This is a genomic window from Skermania sp. ID1734 (assembly GCF_007489285.1).
Classification (GTDB): Bacteria; Actinomycetota; Actinomycetes; order Mycobacteriales; family Mycobacteriaceae; genus ID1734.
This window is the reverse complement of record NZ_VLIY01000011.1, coordinates 168,305-188,271: the sequence shown is the minus strand read 5'-3', so window position 1 is coordinate 188,271 and position 19,967 is coordinate 168,305. Positions and strand designations below refer to the sequence as shown.

General features: G+C 67.0%; 22 protein-coding genes. 15 read left to right on the top strand and 7 right to left on the bottom strand.

Annotated features, from left to right (window positions below; all coding sequences use genetic code 11):
• Nucleotides 1-75 precede the first annotated feature (75 nt).
• The 5 genes from purE (at nt 76) to FOS14_RS15440 (ending at nt 3,398) form a co-directional block, all read left to right on the top strand.
• Complete coding sequence (gene purE / locus FOS14_RS15460) at nt 76-549, top strand: 5-(carboxyamino)imidazole ribonucleotide mutase (RefSeq protein WP_255450367.1); 474 nt, start codon at nt 76-78, stop codon at nt 547-549.
• A 13-nt stretch (nt 550-562) separates the two neighbouring features.
• A complete protein-coding gene (locus FOS14_RS15455) occupies nt 563-1,222 on the top strand; it encodes a TetR family transcriptional regulator (RefSeq protein ID WP_143771694.1) in 660 nt (219 codons plus the stop codon).
• 115 nt (nt 1,223-1,337) lie between these two features.
• Nucleotides 1,338-2,495, top strand: coding sequence for an acyl-CoA dehydrogenase (locus FOS14_RS15450; protein ID WP_143771693.1), 1,158 nt, complete (start codon nt 1,338-1,340; stop codon nt 2,493-2,495).
• 100 nt (nt 2,496-2,595) lie between these two features.
• Nucleotides 2,596-3,018: a PPOX class F420-dependent oxidoreductase gene (locus FOS14_RS15445; RefSeq protein WP_143771737.1), complete on the top strand. Its 423-nt coding sequence runs from the start codon at nt 2,596-2,598 to the stop codon at nt 3,016-3,018.
• Nucleotides 3,015-3,398 carry a hypothetical protein gene (locus FOS14_RS15440; protein ID WP_185981788.1) on the top strand — a complete coding sequence of 128 codons (384 nt, stop codon included), beginning with the start codon at nt 3,015-3,017 and terminating at the stop codon, nt 3,396-3,398. The genes FOS14_RS15445 and FOS14_RS15440 overlap by 4 nt, the downstream gene beginning before the upstream one ends.
• Here the strand turns inward: FOS14_RS15440 and FOS14_RS15435 are convergent.
• Together FOS14_RS15435 and FOS14_RS15430 are read right to left on the bottom strand one after the other, a co-directional pair.
• A complete protein-coding gene (locus FOS14_RS15435; RefSeq protein WP_143771692.1) occupies nt 3,374-4,102 on the bottom strand; it encodes a TIGR03089 family protein in 729 nt (242 codons plus the stop codon). The two genes, FOS14_RS15440 and FOS14_RS15435, sit on opposite strands and share 25 nt — an antisense overlap.
• Nucleotides 4,090-5,493: an LCP family protein gene (locus tag FOS14_RS15430; protein WP_143771735.1), complete on the bottom strand. Its 1,404-nt coding sequence runs from the start codon at nt 5,491-5,493 to the stop codon at nt 4,090-4,092. The genes FOS14_RS15435 and FOS14_RS15430 overlap by 13 nt, the downstream gene beginning before the upstream one ends.
• Nucleotides 5,494-5,653: 160 nt before the next feature.
• Here FOS14_RS15430 and rfbD point away from each other — a divergent pair, with 160 nt between their 5' ends.
• Genes rfbD through FOS14_RS15415 form a run of 3 tightly spaced genes read left to right on the top strand, consistent with a single transcriptional unit; the run spans nt 5,654 to nt 8,476 of the window.
• Nucleotides 5,654-6,511, top strand: a complete 858-nt coding sequence (gene rfbD, locus FOS14_RS15425; RefSeq protein WP_143771691.1) for a dTDP-4-dehydrorhamnose reductase — start codon at nt 5,654-5,656, stop codon at nt 6,509-6,511.
• A gap of 23 nt (nt 6,512-6,534) precedes the next feature.
• Nucleotides 6,535-7,413 (top strand): glycosyltransferase family 2 protein, encoded by an 879-nt coding sequence (locus tag FOS14_RS15420; RefSeq protein WP_143771690.1) that lies wholly within the window; start codon nt 6,535-6,537, stop codon nt 7,411-7,413.
• Nucleotides 7,403-8,476: a sugar phosphate nucleotidyltransferase gene (locus FOS14_RS15415; RefSeq protein WP_143771689.1), complete on the top strand. Its 1,074-nt coding sequence runs from the start codon at nt 7,403-7,405 to the stop codon at nt 8,474-8,476. The genes FOS14_RS15420 and FOS14_RS15415 overlap by 11 nt, the downstream gene beginning before the upstream one ends.
• A gap of 7 nt (nt 8,477-8,483) precedes the next feature.
• Here the strand turns inward: FOS14_RS15415 and FOS14_RS15410 are convergent, their stop codons facing one another.
• The 4 genes from FOS14_RS15410 to cofD all read right to left on the bottom strand — a co-directional run bounded on the left by FOS14_RS15410 (nt 8,484) and on the right by cofD (nt 11,663).
• Nucleotides 8,484-8,702: a PLD nuclease N-terminal domain-containing protein gene (locus tag FOS14_RS15410; protein ID WP_143771688.1), complete on the bottom strand. Its 219-nt coding sequence runs from the start codon at nt 8,700-8,702 to the stop codon at nt 8,484-8,486.
• 9 nt (nt 8,703-8,711) lie between these two features.
• On the bottom strand, nt 8,712-9,260 hold the full coding sequence (locus tag FOS14_RS15405) for an NUDIX hydrolase (protein ID WP_143771687.1): 549 nt from the start codon (nt 9,258-9,260) through the stop codon (nt 8,712-8,714).
• Nucleotides 9,257-10,612, bottom strand: a complete 1,356-nt coding sequence (locus FOS14_RS15400) for a coenzyme F420-0:L-glutamate ligase (RefSeq protein WP_143771686.1) — start codon at nt 10,610-10,612, stop codon at nt 9,257-9,259. The genes FOS14_RS15405 and FOS14_RS15400 overlap by 4 nt, the downstream gene beginning before the upstream one ends.
• 76 nt (nt 10,613-10,688) lie before the next feature.
• A complete protein-coding gene (gene cofD, locus FOS14_RS15395; protein WP_143771685.1) occupies nt 10,689-11,663 on the bottom strand; it encodes a 2-phospho-L-lactate transferase in 975 nt (324 codons plus the stop codon).
• A gap of 552 nt (nt 11,664-12,215) precedes the next feature.
• Here cofD and FOS14_RS15390 point away from each other — a divergent pair.
• Nucleotides 12,216-12,482, top strand: a complete 267-nt coding sequence (locus FOS14_RS15390) for a WhiB family transcriptional regulator (protein WP_185981794.1) — start codon at nt 12,216-12,218, stop codon at nt 12,480-12,482.
• 14 nt (nt 12,483-12,496) lie between these two features.
• Here the strand turns inward: FOS14_RS15390 and FOS14_RS15385 are convergent, their stop codons facing one another.
• Nucleotides 12,497-12,979 (bottom strand): metallopeptidase family protein, encoded by a 483-nt coding sequence (locus FOS14_RS15385; RefSeq protein ID WP_143771683.1) that lies wholly within the window; start codon nt 12,977-12,979, stop codon nt 12,497-12,499.
• A gap of 66 nt (nt 12,980-13,045) precedes the next feature.
• On the opposite strand from FOS14_RS15385, the gene FOS14_RS15380 reads away from it, so the two are divergent.
• The 6 genes from FOS14_RS15380 (at nt 13,046) to FOS14_RS15355 (ending at nt 19,920) form a co-directional block, all read left to right on the top strand.
• The gene (locus FOS14_RS15380; RefSeq protein ID WP_143771682.1) at nt 13,046-13,441 is read left to right on the top strand and encodes a DUF3499 domain-containing protein; all 396 of its coding nucleotides are present in this window, start codon (nt 13,046-13,048) and stop codon (nt 13,439-13,441) included.
• A gap of 77 nt (nt 13,442-13,518) precedes the next feature.
• Nucleotides 13,519-14,892 (top strand): phosphomannomutase/phosphoglucomutase, encoded by a 1,374-nt coding sequence (locus FOS14_RS15375; RefSeq protein WP_143771681.1) that lies wholly within the window; start codon nt 13,519-13,521, stop codon nt 14,890-14,892.
• Nucleotides 14,893-14,948: 56 nt separating this feature from the next.
• The gene (locus FOS14_RS15370) at nt 14,949-16,073 is read left to right on the top strand and encodes an SIS domain-containing protein (protein WP_143771680.1); all 1,125 of its coding nucleotides are present in this window, start codon (nt 14,949-14,951) and stop codon (nt 16,071-16,073) included.
• Nucleotides 16,073-17,317 carry a mannose-6-phosphate isomerase, class I gene (gene manA, locus FOS14_RS15365; RefSeq protein ID WP_143771679.1) on the top strand — a complete coding sequence of 415 codons (1,245 nt, stop codon included), beginning with the start codon at nt 16,073-16,075 and terminating at the stop codon, nt 17,315-17,317. Before FOS14_RS15370 ends, manA begins: the two co-directional genes overlap by 1 nt.
• Before the next feature lie 98 nt (nt 17,318-17,415).
• On the top strand, nt 17,416-18,345 hold the full coding sequence (locus FOS14_RS15360; RefSeq protein ID WP_143771678.1) for a cation diffusion facilitator family transporter: 930 nt from the start codon (nt 17,416-17,418) through the stop codon (nt 18,343-18,345).
• 51 nt (nt 18,346-18,396) lie between these two features.
• Nucleotides 18,397-19,920, top strand: coding sequence for an amino acid permease (locus FOS14_RS15355; protein ID WP_143771677.1), 1,524 nt, complete (start codon nt 18,397-18,399; stop codon nt 19,918-19,920).
• Nucleotides 19,921-19,967 lie beyond the last annotated feature (47 nt).

The window sequence follows — 19,967 nt, the reverse complement described above, 5'->3', positions numbered from 1 at the left end:
TCTGGTCGCTCCGCAGGCTCCGCTCCTGCGTCTTCTGATCGTTCCGCAGGCTCCGCTCCTGCCGTCGGCCTGATCATGGGCAGCGACTCCGACTGGCCCACCATGGAGGCCGCCGCCCACGCCTTGGCCGAATTCGATATCCGCTTCGAAGTCGGTGTCGTTTCGGCGCACCGCACTCCCCAGAAGATGCTCGACTACGCGCGCACCGCCGCCGGGCGCGGGCTGCAGGTGATCATCGCCGGAGCCGGGGGAGCCGCGCACCTGCCGGGGATGGTGGCATCGGCGACGGCACTGCCGGTGATCGGGGTGCCGGTGCCGCTGAAGTACCTCGACGGCATGGACTCGCTGCTGTCCATCGTGCAGATGCCCGCCGGCGTTCCCGTGGCCACGGTGTCGATCGGTGGTGCACGCAACGCGGGGTTGCTGGCCGCCCGGATCATCGGCGCAGCCGACCCCGAAGTCCGCGGCCGAATGGAGAAGTTCCAGGCCGGGCTCGAGGCTATGGTCGCCGAGAAAGACGAAGCGCTGCGGCGCCGGTTGCTCGGTTGAGGCGCGACTGCCCATGAATGCTGATCCCGCCCGGTTCCGGCTCACCGTGGCCGGAGAGGCGCTGCGTCTCTTCGCCGAAAACGGCTACGAGGCCACCACGGTCGACGAGATCGCCGCTGCAGCGGGAATTTCCCGGCGCACCTTCTTCCGGCAGTTTCACGGCAAGGAAGACGTGGTCTTCGCCGACCACGAAATCCTGCTGGCCAAAGTCGCGGAGTATCTGTCCGAGTCGCATGCCGACCCGTGGGAAGCAGTGTGCGAAGCGGCCGTGATGGTGTTCGAGGGTTTCGCGCACTGGCGTGAAGTGTCGCGTCGCAGATACGCCATCGTGCACGAGGTGCCGGTGCTGCGGGAGCGCGAGATCGTGACGATTTTTCGGTACGAGCGGCTGTTCACCGACTACCTGCGTGCCGAGTTGCCGAATGTGGACAATGTCACACTCGTGCAGTTCGCGGCCGCCGTGACGGCCACCCACAATCTGTTGCTGCGCCGCCTGGTGCGCGGCGATTCGGCAGCAACCTCGCACGAGCTGCGCACAGAGCTTATGCAGCTGCGTTCCCGGTTTTCGGCGGCGGCGCCGGCAACCGATGGCGATGTGGTCGTCGCGGTGTTTCGGCGCGGCGTCGCACCCGAGCGGATCATCGATAGTTTGCGCTCAACCCTCGATGAATGACACTCAGTGTCGCGTCATGACACGGAGTTACCCCCTGCATGGGCGAATTGGGTCAGCTATAGTAAGTGCGTCTTGGCACTGAGTGCCGCATGAACTTCTTATCGAGGAGACCCTGATGGCCGGCAACCCGGACTTCGACCTTTTCAAGCTTTCCGACGAACACGACGAGTTGCGCGCCGCAATTCGGTCGTTGGCTGAAAAGGAAATCCAACCGCACGCCGCCGATGTGGACGAAAACGAGCGATTCCCGGAAGAGGCGCTGAAGGCGCTCGTCAACTCCGGTTTCAACGCGGTGCACGTCCCCGAGGCATATGACGGCCAGGGCGCGGACTCGGTGGCGACCTGCATTGTGATTGAGGAGGTCGCGCGAGTGTGCGCGTCCTCGTCGCTAATTCCGGCGGTCAACAAGCTCGGCACCATGGGGCTGATCCTCAAGGGCTCCGAGGAACTCAAGCAGAAAGTGCTGCCGGACATCGCCAACGGCGCCATGGCGTCCTACGCCCTTTCCGAGCGCGAAGCCGGGTCCGACGCCGGCAGCATGCGCACCCGAGCCAAGGCCGACGGCGACGACTGGATTCTCAACGGCTCCAAGTGCTGGATCACCAATGGCGGTAAGTCGACCTGGTACACCGTCATGGCCGTGACCGACCCCGAGAAGGGCGCCAACGGAATCTCGGCGTTCATGGTGCACAAGGACGACGAGGGCTTTGTCGTCGGGCCCAAGGAACGCAAGCTGGGCATCAAGGGCTCGCCGACCGCGGAACTCTACTTCGAGAACTGCCGCATTCCCGGGGACCGGATGATCGGTGATCCCGGCACCGGCTTCAAGACCGCACTCGAGACCCTCGACCACACCCGGCCCACCGTGGGCGCGCAGGCTGTGGGCATCGCCCAAGGTGCGCTCGATGCGGCCGTCGCCTACACCAAGGACCGCAAGCAGTTCGGCAAGTCGATCTCCGAGTTCCAGGGCGTGCAGTTCGAACTGGCCGACATGGCCATGAAGGTCGAGGCCGCCCGGTTGATGGTCTACACGGCCGCGGCCAAGGCCGAGCGCGGTGAGCCGGGGCTCGGCTTCATCTCCGCAGCGTCGAAGTGCTTGGCCTCCGATACCGCGATGGACGTCACCGAGTCGGCCGTGCAGCTGTTCGGCGGCGCGGGCTACACCCGCGACTTCCCGGTCGAGCGGATGATGCGCGACGCCAAGATCACCCAGATCTACGAGGGCACCAACCAGATTCAGCGCGTCGTGATGTCGCGCGCGCTGCTCAAGTAGTCGAGGCAGGTGCACTGGGCGTCCATTTTTTGCTGTCGGCGAGCGGGATCACGTCGCCGCGGCGCAAAGCTTGGACGCTCACTGCACGAACGCCCGTACCCTGGCATCCGTGAACGATCGCGAACGCGAATTCCTTGCCGCCGGCACCCGCACCGGCAAACTGGCCTACACGGCCCGGGATGGTCGCGCCCTGGTGGCGCCTATTTGGTTTGTGCTGGACGGTGATTCGCTGGTTTTCAACACCGCCGCCAGTACAGCCAAAGGCAAGGCGCTGCGCCGCGACAACCGGGTGACCCTATGTGTGGACCTCGAGCAGCCGCCGTACGCCTTCGTCCAAGTACAGGGCGTGGCCGAAATCTCCGAAGACCCCGCCGAATTGGTTCGCACCGCCACGGCGATCGGCGCTCGCTACATGGGGGCCGACCGCGCCGAAGAGTTCGGCAAACGCAATGGGGTGCCGGGCGAACTCGTGGTGCGAATACGTCACACGAAGGTGATTTCGAACTTCGACATGACCGGATGACGGGCATGCGGCATCTGCGTGCTGCCGGACGTGGCCGGTGGCAGGCCAGCATCGTTACGGCGTTGGCGCTCGGCTATGCCAAGGCGTGGCGGGCGCAGATCGCCTTCGATGACCGCCATCAGATCTACGTCTGCAGCGGCATGCGAACGGGTTTCGGCCGCGCGGGCACAACGCTCGGCGGCGCGTATCTCACCCGCTGCAACGTCACCGAGCCGGTGCTGCGACATGAGGCGGTACACGCCGACCAGTGGGCGCGTTACGGATTCGGGTTCGCGCTGCGCTACCTCGTCGAGGAACTGCGTAATCCCAAGGACGCCAACAAATTCGAGCGAGAGGCCGGCCTCGCCGACGGCGGCTACTGCGCCCCGGATCGCAGCTGAACGGTCACCCGCTCGGACTGCACCACGTGATCGCGACGAGCCGGATCGGCGTTGACCACCTGTACCAACGACGCGCCGACAACGAGCACCGCAAGCCACCGATCGACCAGCGCACTCGCGGTATCCCACTCACCGGTCGAAAGCACACGGTCGCTCGCCGACACGCCCTGTGCTTCTGCGGACGCCCGGGCGGCGGCCAGCACTTCGGACACGCCCATCCCAGCGAGCGCCAGTCCGGCGTTGCGGGCGGCGAACTGGTCGCCGTGCACCCGCACCGCCGATGCGTAGTCGGTGACACCTACCGGAAGGTCGTGCACGGAGCCGCCCATAGGGTCCAGCGACAGCGCCACCACCTCGGGTACCCCGTCGACGTCGTCGATCCGGTCGGCGGTGACGAAGGCCAGTTCGGCGTCGGGATCAGCTTCCAGCACCACTTCGACGCCCGCCCACCAGGCTCCGAGCAGCACGGCAGCGGTCTGCCAATGCGCGCGCAGCAGCACGACAACCCGTGCGCCAGGGGTCAGTGCGAACTCGTCGCGCAGGAGGTTCGCGGTCTTGGCCGCCCAGTTGGCCAGGGTCAGCGCGGACAACTCGACGCGTGCGCCGGTGGCGTCGTCGTAGTAGGTGATGCGCGGACCCGCCGGGTCACGATCGAGGATCGGCTCGAGCAGCGCGTCGGTGAGAGTTGGGCCTAATTCACGCATTTGGGGCCGCCCTTGCCGGCGCTGATCGGGGGCGCGGGCGGAGCCGGCGTGGCGCCGGACGTGTCCGCGACGGCGGAAGTGCCCGACGAGTCGCTCGATCCCGGTCCGTGATAGTCGGACGCCAGCACCACGCGCACAGTGCCGGAGGGAACGGAACCGTCGGCATCGACGGAGACGCCACCGAGCGCGTCGGCCACCGCCTTGGCGCCGGCGTCGTCGCTGGACGCGGCGAGCACCTCGGTGTGCGAGACCGACTGGCCCGTGCTGTTGCCGACGGTGCCTTCGTGGAAGCCCTTGTCCGTCAGTGCCTGTGACACTCGACTGGCGAGCCCGTCGGTGTCGGTGGCATTGGCCACGTCGACAGTCACGGAGTTGGGGTCGACGGACGCCGCGGCGCTGTCGGAGTTGTCGGCCAGGCTGGCCACATAGTCCCGCACGGCCTGCTTGTTCACTTTCACCACCGATTCGCCATCGTCGGTCTCGCCGTTGATGTCGGCGACCGGAATGGTCTCGAACTTCACCTGGCCACCGGCGAGATCCTGCAGTTGCTCGGCGAAATTGAGGATGTCCCAATCGGAATCGAGCACCACCGAACGAGAAATGGCGTCGCTCAACTGGGACAGCTTCGACGGATCACTCAAGGTCTTGGCGCTGAGCACCTTTCGCACGAGCGATGCCATGAACACCTGCTGGCGAACGATGCGGTCGAGGTCGCCGCGGGGTAGGTCGTGGCGCTGCCGCACAAAGCTCAGCGCCTGTGGGCCGTTGAGGGTCTGCTCACCGGCCGGGAAGTTCGCGCCCGAGAGTGGTTCGTAGACGGGGTTGTTGAGGCAGACGTCGACGCCACCGACCGCGTTGGTGAGCAGCACGAACCCCAGCAGGCCGATCTCGGCGTAATGGTCGACGGTGACACCGGTGAGGTCGGCGACCGCCTTCACCAGCGCCTCACGCCCCGCCTTCGTGGCCTCTTCCTCCGCTTGGTCCTCGGGTATGCCTTCCTTGACCAGCTCCAGCCGCTTGGCTTCCTTGGTGGCTCCGTAGGCGGCGTTGATCTTGGTGTTGCCGATGCCGGGAACGTTCACGTAGGAGTCGCGCGGAATGGAGATGGCGGTTGCCGACTTTCCGTTGTTCGGCACGCGCACCAGGATGATCGTGTCTGTGCTGCTGGATACCTCGTCGCCGGCGTGCAGCATGGCGCGCTCGGAGTCGCTCAGCGGATTCCCGTGCGCGTCGGTGCGGCTGTCGAGGCCGACCAGCAGGATGTCCACAGCACCGTCGTCGGCGCCGCCCAATCCCAGGCCCGCCGCGACGGCGATGTTGCTGCGCAGCGAATCGAGGCTGTGCCAGCCGAGCCCGGTGATCACCAGGGCGAGCACCGCGAGCGCCGCCACCACGGTGTGCACCGACCGGAAAGGCCGGTTCGGCGGCGTGCTCGTGGTCGGCAAGTCGGTCCTTTCGCGGTGGATTAGGCGGATAAAGGCACGTTCAGGTTAACGGTGTGCTCAGGCAGTCTCGGCGAACCGAGGCATCGGCGTGCCACACTTGTCGCCCGTGAGGCGAATTGTGGTGACGGGTGCTCGAGGCCAGCTCGGCCGTCAGGTGCTGGCGCGCGCGGCCGCGCGGGGCCGGGTCGCGGTCGGTTTCGGGTCCGATGAATTCGACATCACCGACGCGCAGGCGGCGCGCCGACACGCCGAGCCAAACACGCTGATCGTCAACTGTGCGGCCTACACCGCCGTCGACCAGGCCGAGACCGACGTCGAACAGGCCTTCGCCGGCAATGCGACCGGTCCGCGGGTGCTCGCCGAGGCCTGCGCTGATACCGGCGCCGGCCTCATCCATGTCTCCACCGACTATGTATTCGACGGAACGGCCACGGCGCCCTACGAGACTGATGCGCCGGTTGGGCCCGTGTCGGTGTACGGCAAATCGAAACTGGCGGGCGAGCAGGCGATACACGAAGTGTTGCCGCAGGCCAACATCGTCCGCACGGCCTGGGTCTACACCGGCGCGGACAGGGACTTCGTGGCCAGCATGCGACGGCTGGAATCCGAACGCGACACCATCGATGTGGTCGATGACCAGATCGGATCGCCCACCTATGCCGCCGATCTGGCCGACGCGTTGCTCGACCTCGCCGACCACCTCGACGCGGGGCGCACTGCGCCGCCCGTGCTGCACGCGACGAACAGCGGCCAGGCCAGCTGGTTCGAGCTTGCCCGCGCCGTGTTCAGTGAACTGGGCGCAGACCCGGAGCGGGTGCATCCCTGCACGAGCGCTCAGTTTGTTCGTCCGGCGCCGCGACCGGGCTATTCCGTGCTGTCCGACAGGGCGTGGCGGGCCGCGGGGCTGACCCCGTTGCGGTCGTGGCGATCGGCCCTGCACGCCGCGATGACCACTCGCCCATGACGCCAGCGGCTACGCTGACCGGCGTGAGTTCGCAGTTGGCCGTCGTGACGGTGACCTATTCGCCCGGCGAACACCTGCACCGATTTCTGGACACTCTTGAGGCCGCGACCAGCCAAAAACCGCAGGTCATTCTTGCCGACAACGGGTCTACCGACGGGCAGCCGGAGGCGGCGGCAGCGAAGCGGGGGGTTCGCCTGCTATCGACCGGCGGCAATATCGGCTATGGCGGCGCCGTGAATCGGGCCGTGGTCGAGATCGACCCGAGCGTGGAGTTCATCGTCGTCGCGAACCCCGATGTGGAGTGGAGCCCCGGCGCTATCGACGAGCTGTGCGCGGCGGCGCGGCGCTGGCCGCGAGCGGGCTCGCTCGGCCCGCTCATTCGGGAACCCGACGGCAGCGTGTATCCGTCGGCGCGCGCCGTGCCGGGCCTGTTCGGCGGCGCCGGGCACGCGTTGCTGGGCACGGTTTGGCCGAACAATCCGTGGACGCGCGCCTATCGGAAAGAGGACGAGGCGCGCACCGAGCGCCCGGTCGGCTGGCTCTCCGGCTCCTGCCTCCTGCTGCGCCGGTCCGCGTTCGATTCGGTGCACGGCTTCGATTCGCGCTACTTCATGTACATGGAGGACGTCGACCTCGGCGATCGGCTCGGCAGGGCCGGTTGGCAAAACGTCTATGTGCCGACGGCCGAGGTCACCCATACGAAGGGTCACGCCGCCGGGCGCTACCCGGAGCTGATGCTGCCGGCACATCACCGCAGCGCGTACCAGTTTCAGGCGGACCGGCACCCGAACTGGTGGCACGCGCCACTTCGGTTGGCTTTACGGGCCGGTCTTGGGGCACGATCCAAACTTGCGGTAAAGGCCGCGTTGCGGGAACGGGAGGGTTTCGGACATGACGGGTAATACCGATGCGGTAGTGCTGGTCGGCGGGCAAGGCACCCGACTGCGTCCGCTGACGCTGTCCACACCCAAGCCGATGCTGCCCATCGCCGGACTGCCGTTCCTCACTCATTTGCTCGCGCGCATCGCCGACGCCGGGATCAATCATGTGGTGCTCGGCACCTCCTATAAGGCAGAGGTTTTCGAGCAGCACTTCGGCGACGGCTCGGAGCTGGGCCTGGAGCTCGAGTACGTCACCGAAGAACAGCCGTTGGGCACCGGGGGCGGGATCCGCAACGTGCTCTCGCATGTGCGCGCCGACACGGTGATGGTGTTCAATGGCGACGTCCTCGGCGGTTCCGACCTCGGCGCGATTCTGGACACCCACGAATCCACCAATGCCGACGTGACGCTGCACCTGGTCCGCGTGGGTGACCCGCGCGCGTTCGGCTGCGTGCCCACCGACGCCGATGGGCGGGTGACTGCCTTCCTCGAGAAGACGCAGGACCCGCCGACCGACCAGATCAACGCCGGCTGCTACGTCTTCCGCCGCGAATACATCGAAAAGATCCCCGCCGGCCGCGCCGTCTCCGTCGAACGTGAGGTCTTCCCGGCGCTGCTCACCGAGGGCGCGCGGATCTATGCCCACGTCGATACGTCGTACTGGCGCGACATGGGCACCCCCGAAGACTTTGTCCGCGGCTCAGCTGACCTGGTGCGCGGTATCGCCCCGTCGCCAGCGTTGCCCGGCCAACGCGGTGAGTCGCTCGTGCATCCCGGCGCAGGTGTGGCGCCGGGTGCGCTGTTGATCGGCGGCACGGTGGTCGGTCGCGGCGCGGAGGTGGGTGCCGGTGCGCGCCTGGACGGCGCGGTGCTGTTCGACGGTGCGCTGGTGGACGCGGGCGCGGTGGTGGAGCGCTCGATCATCGGCTCCGGTGCGCGGATCGGACCGCGGGCGCTGGTCCGGGACGGAGTGATCGGTGACGGCGCGGACATCGGCGCGCGCTGCGAACTGCTGCGCGGTGCGCGGGTGTGGCCGGGAGTGCAGATCCCCGACGGGGGGCTGCGCTTCTCGACCGACGTCTAACTCGCGTCTAACCCCCGACGCCACGTCGGCCGAAGCGGAAGTAGGCGAGCGGCCCGATGAAGTTGACGAACGCCGCTGCCGCCCATGCCTTCTTTGACCCGGCGATCTCATCCGGGTCGCGCCGCGCGATGTCTGTCAGTGCAGCTGCGGTCAGGGCGATCTGCACGGCGACGAGAACGGCGAGTGGTTTGCGGTATCGCGGATCGATCTTCTTCCGTGCGGTCATTACTGACTCCTAACGCCTGCGTGCGAGTTCGACCAATGTCGTTATAGTGTCACGCTCGGCAGTCTCCGGCAGTGCGTCGACCGGCCACCAGCGCAGATCATCGGATTCGTTGCTGCACACCGGGATTGCACCGTCCGCGGCGCGAACCAGAAAGCGCAGGTCCAAGTGGCGCGTCGGGACGCCGAGCGAGCAGGTGATCGCGTGGGTGTGCGCTGAGAGCAATGCCGGGTCGATGGTGAGGTCGTCGATGCCGGACTCCTCGATCGCTTCCCGCAGCGCGGCGGCGGGCAACGATTCGTCGCTCTCCTCGCAGTGCCCGCCTAGTTGAATCCACCGCCCCACGCGCGGGTGCAGGGTCAGCAGCGCGTTGCGGCCGGACTCATCAAGCACCAACGCCGAGGCGGTGATGTGGCCCGGAACGTGCTCGCGCAGGCAACCGCGTGGGGCGCTACCGAGGAAAGCCAGCATGGTCTGGCGCAGCGATTCGTCCTGATCCGTTGTGACACGCCAGCTTTTCAGTACCTCGTTCGCCGAGGCGTGTAACGACTCGACACTCACAGTTCCACCAGTCCCGTGCTGATATCCGCCGGCGGTCGCGGCTGCAGCGCCTCGAGCGGATGCCCGATGGCGATGGCGCCGAGCGGTTGCCAGTCGTCAGGCAGTGCCAGCTCGGCGCGCACCTCGGCGGGGGCGAAGATGGTCGAGCCGATCCAGCAACTGCCAATTCCTCTGGTGGCCAAGGCGACCAGTAGACCTTGCACGGCGGCGCCGACTGCCACGGTGAACATGGTCGACTCGGCACGCTGGCGGCTGGTGTCAGGATAGTCGTGCGCGCCGTCGGGCACGCAGAACGGGATGATCACTTCCGGCGCGCGGAATAGTATGTCGCCACGGCTGATCCGGCGCTCGATGCGTTCTTCGGGCAGCCCGTCCCCGCGCAGATCGGCGCGCCACCGCTCACGCATCGCCGTGAGCAACCGCCGCCGAACGTCGGTCGACCGCAACCAGGCGAACCGCACCGGGCGGGTGTGATGCGGAGCTGGAGCGGTTAATGCGTCCGCAATGGCGGCTCGAACAGCTTGCGGATCAACGGGATCCGAAGCGAACGCGCGCACCGACCGGCGCAGCAGTAACGCTTCGCTGCGGCCCCGGGCGAGGGCCTCAGCGGTGCCGAGCCAGAACAGGTCTTCCTCCCCGGCGCGGATCAGTTTGGCGGCCGCGGAACCGTCGTCGCGTGAAACGAACCCGCGCACAACGGCAATCGGCATCCCAGTCAGCTTGCCCTTCACCAGATCTGCAGCCGCGGCCAGCTCGTCGGCAATGGCGACCTCGGTCACCTGCAGCTCATTTCCGAACCCATCGACAACGCCCGCATAAGCGTGCAGGACCTCTAGGCCGGCGCTACCGATCGCCACGTCGGTCTGACCGTTGCGCCACGCCCGGCCCATGGTGTCGGTCACGACGACGCCGATGTCGACGCCCAGCAGCTCGCGTACCGACTCCCGCAGGCTCGCCGCGCTCGCGTCAGGATCTATTGGCAGCAAGGCAAGTTCGTTGATGTCGACGTTCGAGCCATCGATGCCCGAGGCGGCCTGCACGATCCCGAGCCGATTCTCGGTGATCAGCGTGCGGCCCTTCTGCGCCAGCACCCGAACCGCTTCCTCCTCGACGAGTCGGCGCCGCAACGCATCTCGCTCGTCGGCGTCGGACGGGGCCGGTACCAGTCTGCCCTCGACCTTGGAGACGATCTTGCTGGTGACCACCAGAATGTCGCCGTCGCGCAACCACGGCGCCGCGGTGGCAACATGTTCGGCGAGATTGTCGCCGGGCCGGAACTCCGGCAGGCCGGGTACCGGCAAGATTTCGATGCCGGTGCCCGTCCCGTGATCGGGACTCGGCGTCGCGTTCATTCCTCGCCTCCCGCTCGCTCCGGTCCTCGCGCCTGCGGCGCTGCGATCCTCACGAGCGCTCGACTTCGGTTTGGGTTCATCGCCGCACTCCAGCGAGATCGAACGCCGCCTGCACCATCGCGGCGGTGGTCGGCGGATCGGTCATCAGCAGCGGGACGCTGCGCACCTCGACGCCGGGCACGTCGGCCTCATCGGTGGAATGGATCAACCACCCGTCGAGGATGCCAGTTTGCGACCTGGCGCCGTAGTGGCGGCCGATGGCTTCGGCCGAGGTTTCCACGCCGATCACCGTCAGGCACTCGTCGGCCATGCCACGCAATGCCTTTCCGCCGATGATCGGGGAGACGCCGACGACCTTCGCGGCAGTGGTGCGTAGCGCGCCGCGGATGCCGGGCACCGCGAGAATGGCGCCGATGCTCACCACCGGATTCGACGGTGCGAGCAACACCACATCCGCATCACCGATCGCCTCGAGCACTCCAGGGCCGGGCTTGGCCTCCTCGGCGCCGACGTTGGCAAAGCTGTGCGTCGGCACCTGCGCGCGATAGCGCACCCACCATTCCTGGAAGTGAATGGCCCGCCGCTCGTCGCTATCTGAAACGGGATCGCTTATCACTACATGGGTTTCGCAGCGATCGTCGCTCGCCGGCAGCAGGCGCACGTCGGGTTGCCAGCGTTTGCACAGCGCTTCGGTGACCGCCGACAGGGGATACCCCGCGCGTAGCATCTGACTGCGAATCAAGTGGGTGGCGATGTCGCGGTCGCCTAGGCCGAACCAGTCCGGGACTGCGTGATAGGCGCTCAATTCTTCCTTGGCGTGCCAAGTTTCGCCGATTCGTCCCCAGCCGCGTTCGGTGTCGATGCCGCCGCCGAGCGTGTACATGCAAGTGTCCAGGTCTGGGCAGATGCGCAACCCGTGCATCCAGACGTCGTCACCGACGTTGACTATGGCCGTGATTTCGCCTGTCGGGCCGAGTAATTCGCGTACCCCCTGGAGGAACCGGGCGCCGCCGACGCCGCCCACCAGCACTGCCACTCGAAGGTTGCTCACAACCCGACAGCGTAGGGGTCGCACGGGACGGGCAGAACCTTGGGCGCTACCCTCGCGCACCTGCACGCGGGCGGTACATGAAGGGCAAAAGCGGCAGATAGTAGTGGAATTTCGGCGAAAGCTTGACCCTCGACGGCTCCGGCGTGTCTAATCACATGTATGTCATTCCCAGTCCGCGAGGCGAGATGGCCTGCAGCGGACGCCAATTCGAACATCCGTTCCCACGGGGGTGGCATTCCATTGACGCGCAATCTCGTGCCGGAGCGGCGCGGGGCCGGTGGGCGAAGATTGTCCCCCTGGCGTCGTGGCGCATGCCGCAGCACTGCGGCAGTCCGGCAGCCTGAACTATTTGTCCCTATACCGCCCGAAGCGGCGGTTTCGAAACTTCTGCGCTAATACATGTGAGGAGGCGGAGCGATGGCCAGTGAGGTGGGAAGAGTCGATCAACGGACTCTCGCGACACAACTTGGCGGCGTACCGCAAACCTATTCCACAACAGGCGCACCCCATGGCGTCTGCAATGACGATCCGGCCGGACGGGAACGTCCCCAGCTGAGTCTGGTCGTCGATAGCCTCTACGAGGGATTCGAGGAGGAGGTTGAGGATCAGTGGCAGGAGCGTGCCCTGTGTGCGCAGACTGATCCGGAGGCCTTCTTCCCGGAAAAGGGTGGTTCCACCCGCGAGGCGAAGCGGATCTGCATGGGCTGCGAGGTCCGCGACGAGTGCCTTGAATACGCCCTCGCGCACGACGAGCGCTTCGGCATCTGGGGCGGATTGTCGGAGCGGGAGCGGCGCCGGCTCAAGCGCAGCATCGTCTAACTGGCTGCTGAGCGTCAGTCACCTTCGGTGGGGTCGATGACATCCGGGTCGACCCCCAGGTAGGTCGCGATCTGCTGCACCAGCACCTCGTGCAGCAGATCGACTAAGTCGTCCGGGTCGTGCGCCCGCAATTCCAGCGGTCGGCGAAACAGCACGATCCGTGCTCGTGTCGTCTCGCCACGCTTGTCGAGTCCCGCGGGCACCAGTCGTGACAGCGGCACCGGCCCGTCGGCAACCACCTCGTCCGGCCAGGTCACTGAGGCCGGATCGCGGGGGCGGATCTTCGGCACCTCGTCGACGGCGATATCGAGCTTTGTCAACCGGTCGTGCCAGCGCGCATCGAGCGGCGCGAACGCCTCCAGCACGACCAAATCGAATCGCTCACTGCGGCTGCGCCAGCCCGGCGCCGACGCCGGCAGCACCGGCCCGCGCACGCCGCGACCGCGTCGTGCGGCCGAACGCGTCGTTATCCGCCGCCGATTTCGTGCTCGAGCCATAGCACCTGACACTAATCGGTGTGTCCGGGTGCCGGAGGGGTTGGTGGACGGCTAGTGTCAACAGCTGTGAGAGCGCCGCGTCGATGCTGCAGGCCCGGGTGTAAGAACCCGGCCGTCGCGACGCTGACCTATGTCTACTCCGATTCCACCGCCGTGGTCGGCCCGCTGGCTACCGTCGCCGAGCCGCACTCGTGGGATTTGTGTGAGGTCCACGCATCGCGCATCACGGCGCCCAAGGGGTGGGAATTGGTGCGCCATGAAGGCGGCTTCGGTTCGGCGACGCCTGACGAGGACGACCTGACGGCGTTGGCCGAGGCGGTGCGCGAGGCCGGACTGCCGTCCAGATCCGACGGGCCGGTGCGCGGGCGCACCGAGTTCACGCCGGTCGCGCCGCCGAATGCGCCGCCGCCGCGGACCGGGCGCAGGGGGCATCTGCGGGTATTGCCGGACCCGACGAACTGATCAAGCGTTAGCAATGTGGGGGATGGCCTGCTACTAGTCTGTTCCTACCGTCATATCGAGGGCAGGAGTCAGTAGAAGTGTCGCGTCCCGCGGAGTTGGTGCACGCCGTCATCAAGGCCTACGACGTGCGAGGGGTGGTCGGCGAGCAGATCGACGCCGAACTGGTCACCGATGTCGGTGCCGCCTTCGCCCGGCTGGTTCGGGCCAAGGATCCGGCGACGACGCGAGTGGTGATCGGTCATGACATGCGAGCCTCGTCGCCCGAGCTGGCGCGGGCGTTCGGCTCCGGGGTCACCGCCCAGGGCCTCGACGTGGTCCACATCGGACTCGCGTCGACCGATCAGTTGTACTTTGCCTCCGGCCTGCTGAACTGCCCGGGCGCGATGTTCACGGCCAGCCACAACCCGGCGCAATACAACGGGATCAAGATGTGCTTCGCCGGCGCGAAGCCGGTTGGACAGGACACCGGGCTGGCGACAATCGCCGCCGAGGTCATCGACGGGGTGCCGGACTGGCAGGGATCCCGTGGCAGTACCTCTGACCAAGACGTGCTCGACGACTATGCGACGTTCCTGCGCAGCCTCGTCGACCTGTCCGGTGTCCGGCCGCTGAAGGTGGCTGTCGACGCGGGCAACGGTATGGGCGGTCACACGGTTCCGGCCGTTCTCGGTCCGCTGCCGCTGACGATCGAACCGCTATATTTCGAGCTCGACGGCACCTTCCCGAATCACGAGGCGAACCCGCTGGATCCCAAGAATCTCGTGGATCTGCAGGAGTTCGTGCGCCGCACCGGTGCCGACATCGGTTTGGCCTTCGACGGCGACGCCGACCGCTGCTTCGTCGTCGACGAGCGCGGCGAGCCGGTCTCGCCGTCGGCGGTGACGGCGCTGGTCGCCGAACGGGAACTGGCCAAGGAACCGGGCGCGACGATCATCCACAACCTGATCACCTCGCGGGCTGTTCCGGAACTTGTCACCGAGCGCGGCGGATCGCCGGTGCGGACCCGGGTCGGCCACTCCTTCATCAAGCAGCAGATGGCGCAAACCGGCGCGATCTTCGGTGGCGAGCACTCGGCGCACTACTACTTCCGGGACTTCTGGGGAGCGGACTCCGGCATGCTGGCGGCATTGCACGTGTTGGCCGCGCTCGGCGAGAAGGATCGGCCGATGTCGGAGCTGACCAGCACATATGGGCGCTATGCGGCATCCGGTGAGATCAACTCGACGGTCGCCGATGCGGCCGGGCGCACCGATGCGGTGCTCGCCGCGTTCGCGGATCGGGCCGCCTCCGTGGACCGACTCGACGGCGTGACGGTCAACCTTGCCGACGGAGCGTGGTTCAACCTGCGCGCCTCGAACACGGAACCGCTGCTGCGGCTCAACGTCGAGGCGGCAACGACGGCTGAAGTAGACGGACTCGTAACCGAGATTCTGAACATCGTGCGCGCCTAACTGGGATAGTGGAATTAGAGCTTCCAGTCGAATTCGAAAGGCTCAGGGCAGTAGTCATGACCGCGCCAATGTCGGTGCTCGATCTCGATGACGCGGCCTCGCTGGAGGCGGCGGACTTCGAGGGCGGGCTGCGCTCGGCGGCATTGGGCGGAGCGCAGGTGCGCGCCACGGCGGCAGCGGTAGCCGAGGGTGCTCTCGACCGATTGACCGACCTGCGTCCGCGCAGCATGGTGCTGGTGGCAAGATCCGGCCGGGCGGCGCGGGCGTCGGCGTTGCTGGTGGCCACCCTTGCCGGCGGCGCGGGGCTGCCACTGCTGCATGTCGATGCGACTCCGCCCTGGGTGGGCCCACTGGATGTGGTCATCGTGTCGGGCGACGACGCGGGCGACCCCGCGCTCCTCGAATCGGTCGATCTCGCGGCTCGCCGCGGTGCCGAGGTGATCGTCGCCGTACCCGATGAAGGGCCGATGCGGGCCGCCGGCGCGGGCCGCGCGGCGCGGGTTCCGCCGCGCGTAGTTGTGGGAGATCAGAACACGCTGCTGCGCTTCCTCGCCGTGGGCATCGCGGTGCTGGGCGCGGTCGATCCGACCCGTTCCGGGCCGCGACTGCCCGACCTCGAGACGCTGGCCGACGCGCTCGACGCCGAAGCGCTGCGCGACCATCCGCGCAACGAGGTGTACCACAACCCGGCCAAGGCGCTGGCCTCACGAATACACGATCACCGCGTCGTCTTCGCCGGCGATGCCCCGGCCACGACAGGTCTGGCCCGGCACGCGAGCGAGGTTTTGCTTCGGACCGGCGCGGTGGCCAGCGCGGCTGAACTGGCCGCCGTGGTGGCGGCCGCCCCGGAACTCACGGCCGGCACCGCGATGCCGCCGGGTTACGACCCGCTGTTCCACGACGAGCAACTCGACGGTCCGCGTCCGCAGCAAGGCGCCCGCATCGTCGTGCTCAGCCTCACCGACGACCGGGCCGCGGTCCAACGGCGGATGGCGCTGCTGCGCGATGCCGACCTGTTGACGGTGGAAACCGAGGACGACACCAGCCCGCAGCAGCCGCAACGGCCCGGCCGGGAGTTGGAGCGGCTGACCACCCTTGCGGTGCGGATCGAGATGGCGGCGGCATATCTCAATCTGCTGAGCGGGCCGAACGGGCGCGCGATGAGCGAGGTGACCGGATAGTGCGGCGCCTCGAAGGCGTGGTGCGCAACTATGCGTGGGGCTCGCGCACTGCGCTGGCCGAACTGTGTGGGCGCCAGGTGCCCTCGCCGCATCCGGAAGCCGAACTCTGGTTCGGTGCGCACCCGGCCGATCCGGCACTGCTGGTTCTCGACGGTCAGCGCCGGTCGTTGCTCGAGGCCCTGCACGCGGATCCGGAAACCGAGTTGGGCGGAAAAGTGGTGCGCCAGTTCGGTACCCGGCTGCCGTTCCTGTTGAAAATCCTCGCCGCCGAGGAGCCCTTGTCGCTACAGGCGCATCCGAGCGCCGCGCAGGCGCGGGAGGGTTTCGAGCGGGAGAACCGGGCCCGGATCCCGATCGACTCGCCGGTGCGCAATTACCGCGACGACAGCCACAAGCCCGAACTCGTTGTCGCGCTGGAACCGTTCGAGGCCCTCGCCGGATTCCGCGATCCGCGGGTGACGATCGAACTCTTGCAGGCGCTCGAGGTTGCGGCGCTGGACAAGTACGCGAGCCTGCTCATCGAGCAACCGAACGCGATCGGCTTGCGCACGTTGTTCACCACCTGGATCACGTTGCCGCAGCCGGTGCTCGGGGCGCTGCTGCCGGAAGTGTTGGACGGCTGCGTGCGGTATCTGGCCAACCATTCCCGGTGCGCCGGATGCGATCGGCGGTTCGGGCCCGAGGTGCGCAGCGCCCTCGAGCTCGCCGAGACCTATCCGGGCGATGCCGGGATTCTCGCCGCCCTGCTGCTCAATCGAGTGACCCTGGAACCAGGGGAGGGGCTTTACCTCGATGCCGGCAACCTGCACGCCTACCTGCGCGGTGTCGCGGTCGAAATCATGGCCAACTCCGACAATGTTCTGCGCGGCGGATTGACGCCCAAGCATGTCGACGTGCCCGAGTTGTTACGCGTGCTCGACTTCACCCCGGTCGACGTCCCGGTGCTCCGCCCGGTTCCTTATGGCGCCGATGGCGTGGTCCGCTACCGGACGCCAGCGCCGGAGTTCGCGCTGCTGCGGGTCGACCTGTCAGCAGCGACCGGTCCGGTGAGCGTTGCCGTCGACGGGCCGGCGATCGCGCTGTGCACCGCGGCGGACGTACAGATCCGCTGCGGCGGCGAAGAGCTCATTTTGCGTCCGGGCGCGGCGGGCTGGGTGTCGGCGGCCGACCCGGAAATAACGGTGTCGACCACTGCGGAATCAGCGCAGCTGTTCTGCGCGTCTGTCGGGCAGTTGGTTCGCTGACGCGGTGTGGTTCATCGACCCTGTGGTCGGGCCCGACGTTGTCCGAAATGCCTGTGTAGCCTTAGCGCCGCACGACCAGCGAGGGTGAGGGATCGGACATGTCAGCAGGCGGCGGTAAGAAGGCGATCATTGCGGCGCTGAGCGCCAACGCGGGCATCGCGGCAGCAAAGTTCGTCGGTTTTCTCGTCACCGGGTCGTCATCGATGCTCGCCGAATCGGTGCACTCGGTAGCCGACACCTCCAACCAGGGGTTGCTCCTGTTGGGGCAGAACCGCGCTGAACAGGAAGCCGACTCCCTGCACCCGTTCGGCTACGGCCGCAACCGCTACTTCTATTCCTTTGTCGTTGCGCTGGTGCTGTTCACGCTCGGCTCGGTGTTCGCCATCTATGAGGGCATTCATAAGATCCGCCATCCCGAGGAGCTCAGCTCGGCGGTGGTGGCCGTGGTCATCTTGGTCATCGCCGTCTGCCTCGAGGCCTACAGCTTCATCACCGCGGCGCGGGAGTCGCGCCCACTCAAGGGCGACGGCAGTTGGTGGCGATTCATCCGCAACTCGCGCAGCCCGGAGTTGCCGGTGGTGCTGCTGGAAGACACCGGCGCACTGGTGGGCCTGGTGCTCGCCCTCTTCGGGGTCGGACTGACGATTCTCACCGACGACCCGGTGTGGGACGGGATTGGCACCCTGTGCATCGGGACTCTGCTCGGCGTCATCGCGATCATCCTCATCGTCGAGATGAAGAGCCTGCTCATCGGTGAGGGCGTCACGCCGGACGACGAACGCCGCATTCGTACCGGCCTCACCGAAGGCGCGCAGATCGAGCGGGTCATCCACCTCAAGACGCAGTACCTGGGTCCGGAGGAAATCCTTGTGGCGGCGAAGATCGCGATGGTTCCCGGCCTTGACATTTCGGCGGTCGCGGCCGCCATCGATGAGGCCGAGGCGCGCGTCCGGGCCGCGCTGCCGGCCGCCCGACTCATCTACTTAGAGCCCGATCTGTACCGATCGCAGCGACAGGCGACCGTGTGAGCCGTAATGTCGCGAGACGCACCCCAACCTTCAACGCCGGAGGACACTGGAATGACCCGTACCGTAGGTGAGCAGGCCAGTGTCCGCACCGGTCTGTTCCGCGCCAAGTCGGTGGAGCAGTCGATTCGCGACACCGATGAGCCGGATACCAAACTGCGTCGCGATCTGACGGCCTGGGACCTGACCATCTTCGGCGTGGCCGTGGTCATCGGCGCCGGCATCTTCACGCTGACCGCGAATGTGGCCGGCAACGTGGCGGGACCGGCCGTGTCGGTCGCCTTCGTCATCGCGGCCATCGCCTGTGCGCTCGCCGCGCTCTGCTATGCCGAGTTCGCCTCCACCGTGCCGGTGGCCGGCAGCGCCTACACGTTCTCTTACGCAACGTTCGGCGAGTTGATCGCGTGGATCATCGGGTGGGACCTCACCCTCGAGTTCGCGCTGGGCGTGTCGGTGGTGGCAAAGGGCTGGTCGCTGTATCTCGGCGAGGTCATCGGCACGTCGGCGACGTCAGTGCACCTCGGCGGGGTGACCATCGACTGGGGGGCGGTGCTGATCATCGCCATCCTGACCGTGCTGCTGGCAACCGGAACGAAGCTCTCGTCGCGAGTGTCGGCAGTGATCACCGCTATCAAGATCGCGGTCGTGCTGCTGGTGATCATCGTCGGCGCCGCATACATCAAGGTCGACAACTACTCGCCGTACATTCCGCCATCCCACGGCGGAGCCGGCAAGGAAGGCCTGCACCAGTCGCTGTTCTCGTTCGTCACCGGCGCCGGCAACAGCACCTTCGGCTGGTACGGATTGCTGGCCGCGGCCAGCCTGGTGTTCTTCGCGTTCATCGGCTTCGACATCGTCGCCACCACGGCCGAGGAGACCCGCGATCCGCAGCGCGCGCTGCCGCGCGGCATTCTCGGCTCGCTGGCGATCGTGACCGTGCTGTACGTGGCGGTGACGCTGGTACTGACCGGGATGGTGCACTACGACAAGCTCTCCGGCGACAAGTCGACGCTGGCCACCGCGTTCGCCCTCAACGGCGTCACCTGGGCCAAGAACGTGATCTCCTTCGGCGCGCTGGCCGGCCTGACCACCGTGGTGATGGTCTTGATGCTGGGCCAGGCGCGGGTGCTGTTCGCCATGTGCCGTGACGGGTTGCTGCCGCGACCGCTGGCCCGCACCGGAAAACGGGGCACTCCCGTCCGTATCACCGTGCTGGTCGGTGTGGTCTGCGCGGTCGTTGCCGGGCTGGTGCCCATCGGGACCCTGGAAGAAATGGTCAACATCGGCACGTTGTTCGCGTTCGTGCTGGTGTCGATCGGCGTGGTGATCCTGCGCCGGACTCGGCCCGACCTCGAGCGCAGCTTCAAGGTTCCGCTCGTCCCGCTCGTGCCGATCCTGTCGGTGCTCGCGTGCCTGTGGCTCATGCTCAACCTGTCGGTGGAAACGTGGCTGCGGTTCATCATCTGGATGGCGGTTGGCTTCGTCGTCTACTTCGCGTACGGGTACCGCCACTCGGCCCTCAACCGCGCTGAAGGAGTGCACACCGGCCCGCCGAGCCGCGATTTACAAATGGATTGATTTGTCTAGACAGCCGACATAGCGATATGTAATGTAAAGACATGGGT

Excerpts from the sequence above, each read along its gene's own strand:
- purE (WP_255450367.1), top strand. The coding sequence starts at position 76 with ATGGGCAGCGACTCCGACTGGCCCACCATGGAGGCCGCCGCCCACGCC.
- FOS14_RS15455 (WP_143771694.1), top strand. The coding sequence starts at position 563 with ATGAATGCTGATCCCGCCCGGTTCCGGCTCACCGTGGCCGGAGAGGCG.
- FOS14_RS15450 (WP_143771693.1), top strand. The coding sequence starts at position 1,338 with ATGGCCGGCAACCCGGACTTCGACCTTTTCAAGCTTTCCGACGAACAC.
- FOS14_RS15440 (WP_185981788.1), top strand. The coding sequence starts at position 3,015 with ATGACGGGCATGCGGCATCTGCGTGCTGCCGGACGTGGCCGGTGGCAG.
- FOS14_RS15435 (WP_143771692.1), bottom strand. The coding sequence starts at position 4,102 with ATGCGTGAATTAGGCCCAACTCTCACCGACGCGCTGCTCGAGCCGATC.
- FOS14_RS15415 (WP_143771689.1), top strand. The coding sequence starts at position 7,403 with ATGACGGGTAATACCGATGCGGTAGTGCTGGTCGGCGGGCAAGGCACC.
- FOS14_RS15410 (WP_143771688.1), bottom strand. The coding sequence starts at position 8,702 with ATGACCGCACGGAAGAAGATCGATCCGCGATACCGCAAACCACTCGCC.
- FOS14_RS15400 (WP_143771686.1), bottom strand. The coding sequence starts at position 10,612 with ATGAACGCGACGCCGAGTCCCGATCACGGGACGGGCACCGGCATCGAA.
- FOS14_RS15385 (WP_143771683.1), bottom strand. The coding sequence starts at position 12,979 with ATGGCTCGAGCACGAAATCGGCGGCGGATAACGACGCGTTCGGCCGCA.
- FOS14_RS15370 (WP_143771680.1), top strand. The coding sequence starts at position 14,949 with ATGACCGCGCCAATGTCGGTGCTCGATCTCGATGACGCGGCCTCGCTG.
- FOS14_RS15360 (WP_143771678.1), top strand. The coding sequence starts at position 17,416 with ATGTCAGCAGGCGGCGGTAAGAAGGCGATCATTGCGGCGCTGAGCGCC.
- FOS14_RS15355 (WP_143771677.1), top strand. The coding sequence starts at position 18,397 with ATGACCCGTACCGTAGGTGAGCAGGCCAGTGTCCGCACCGGTCTGTTC.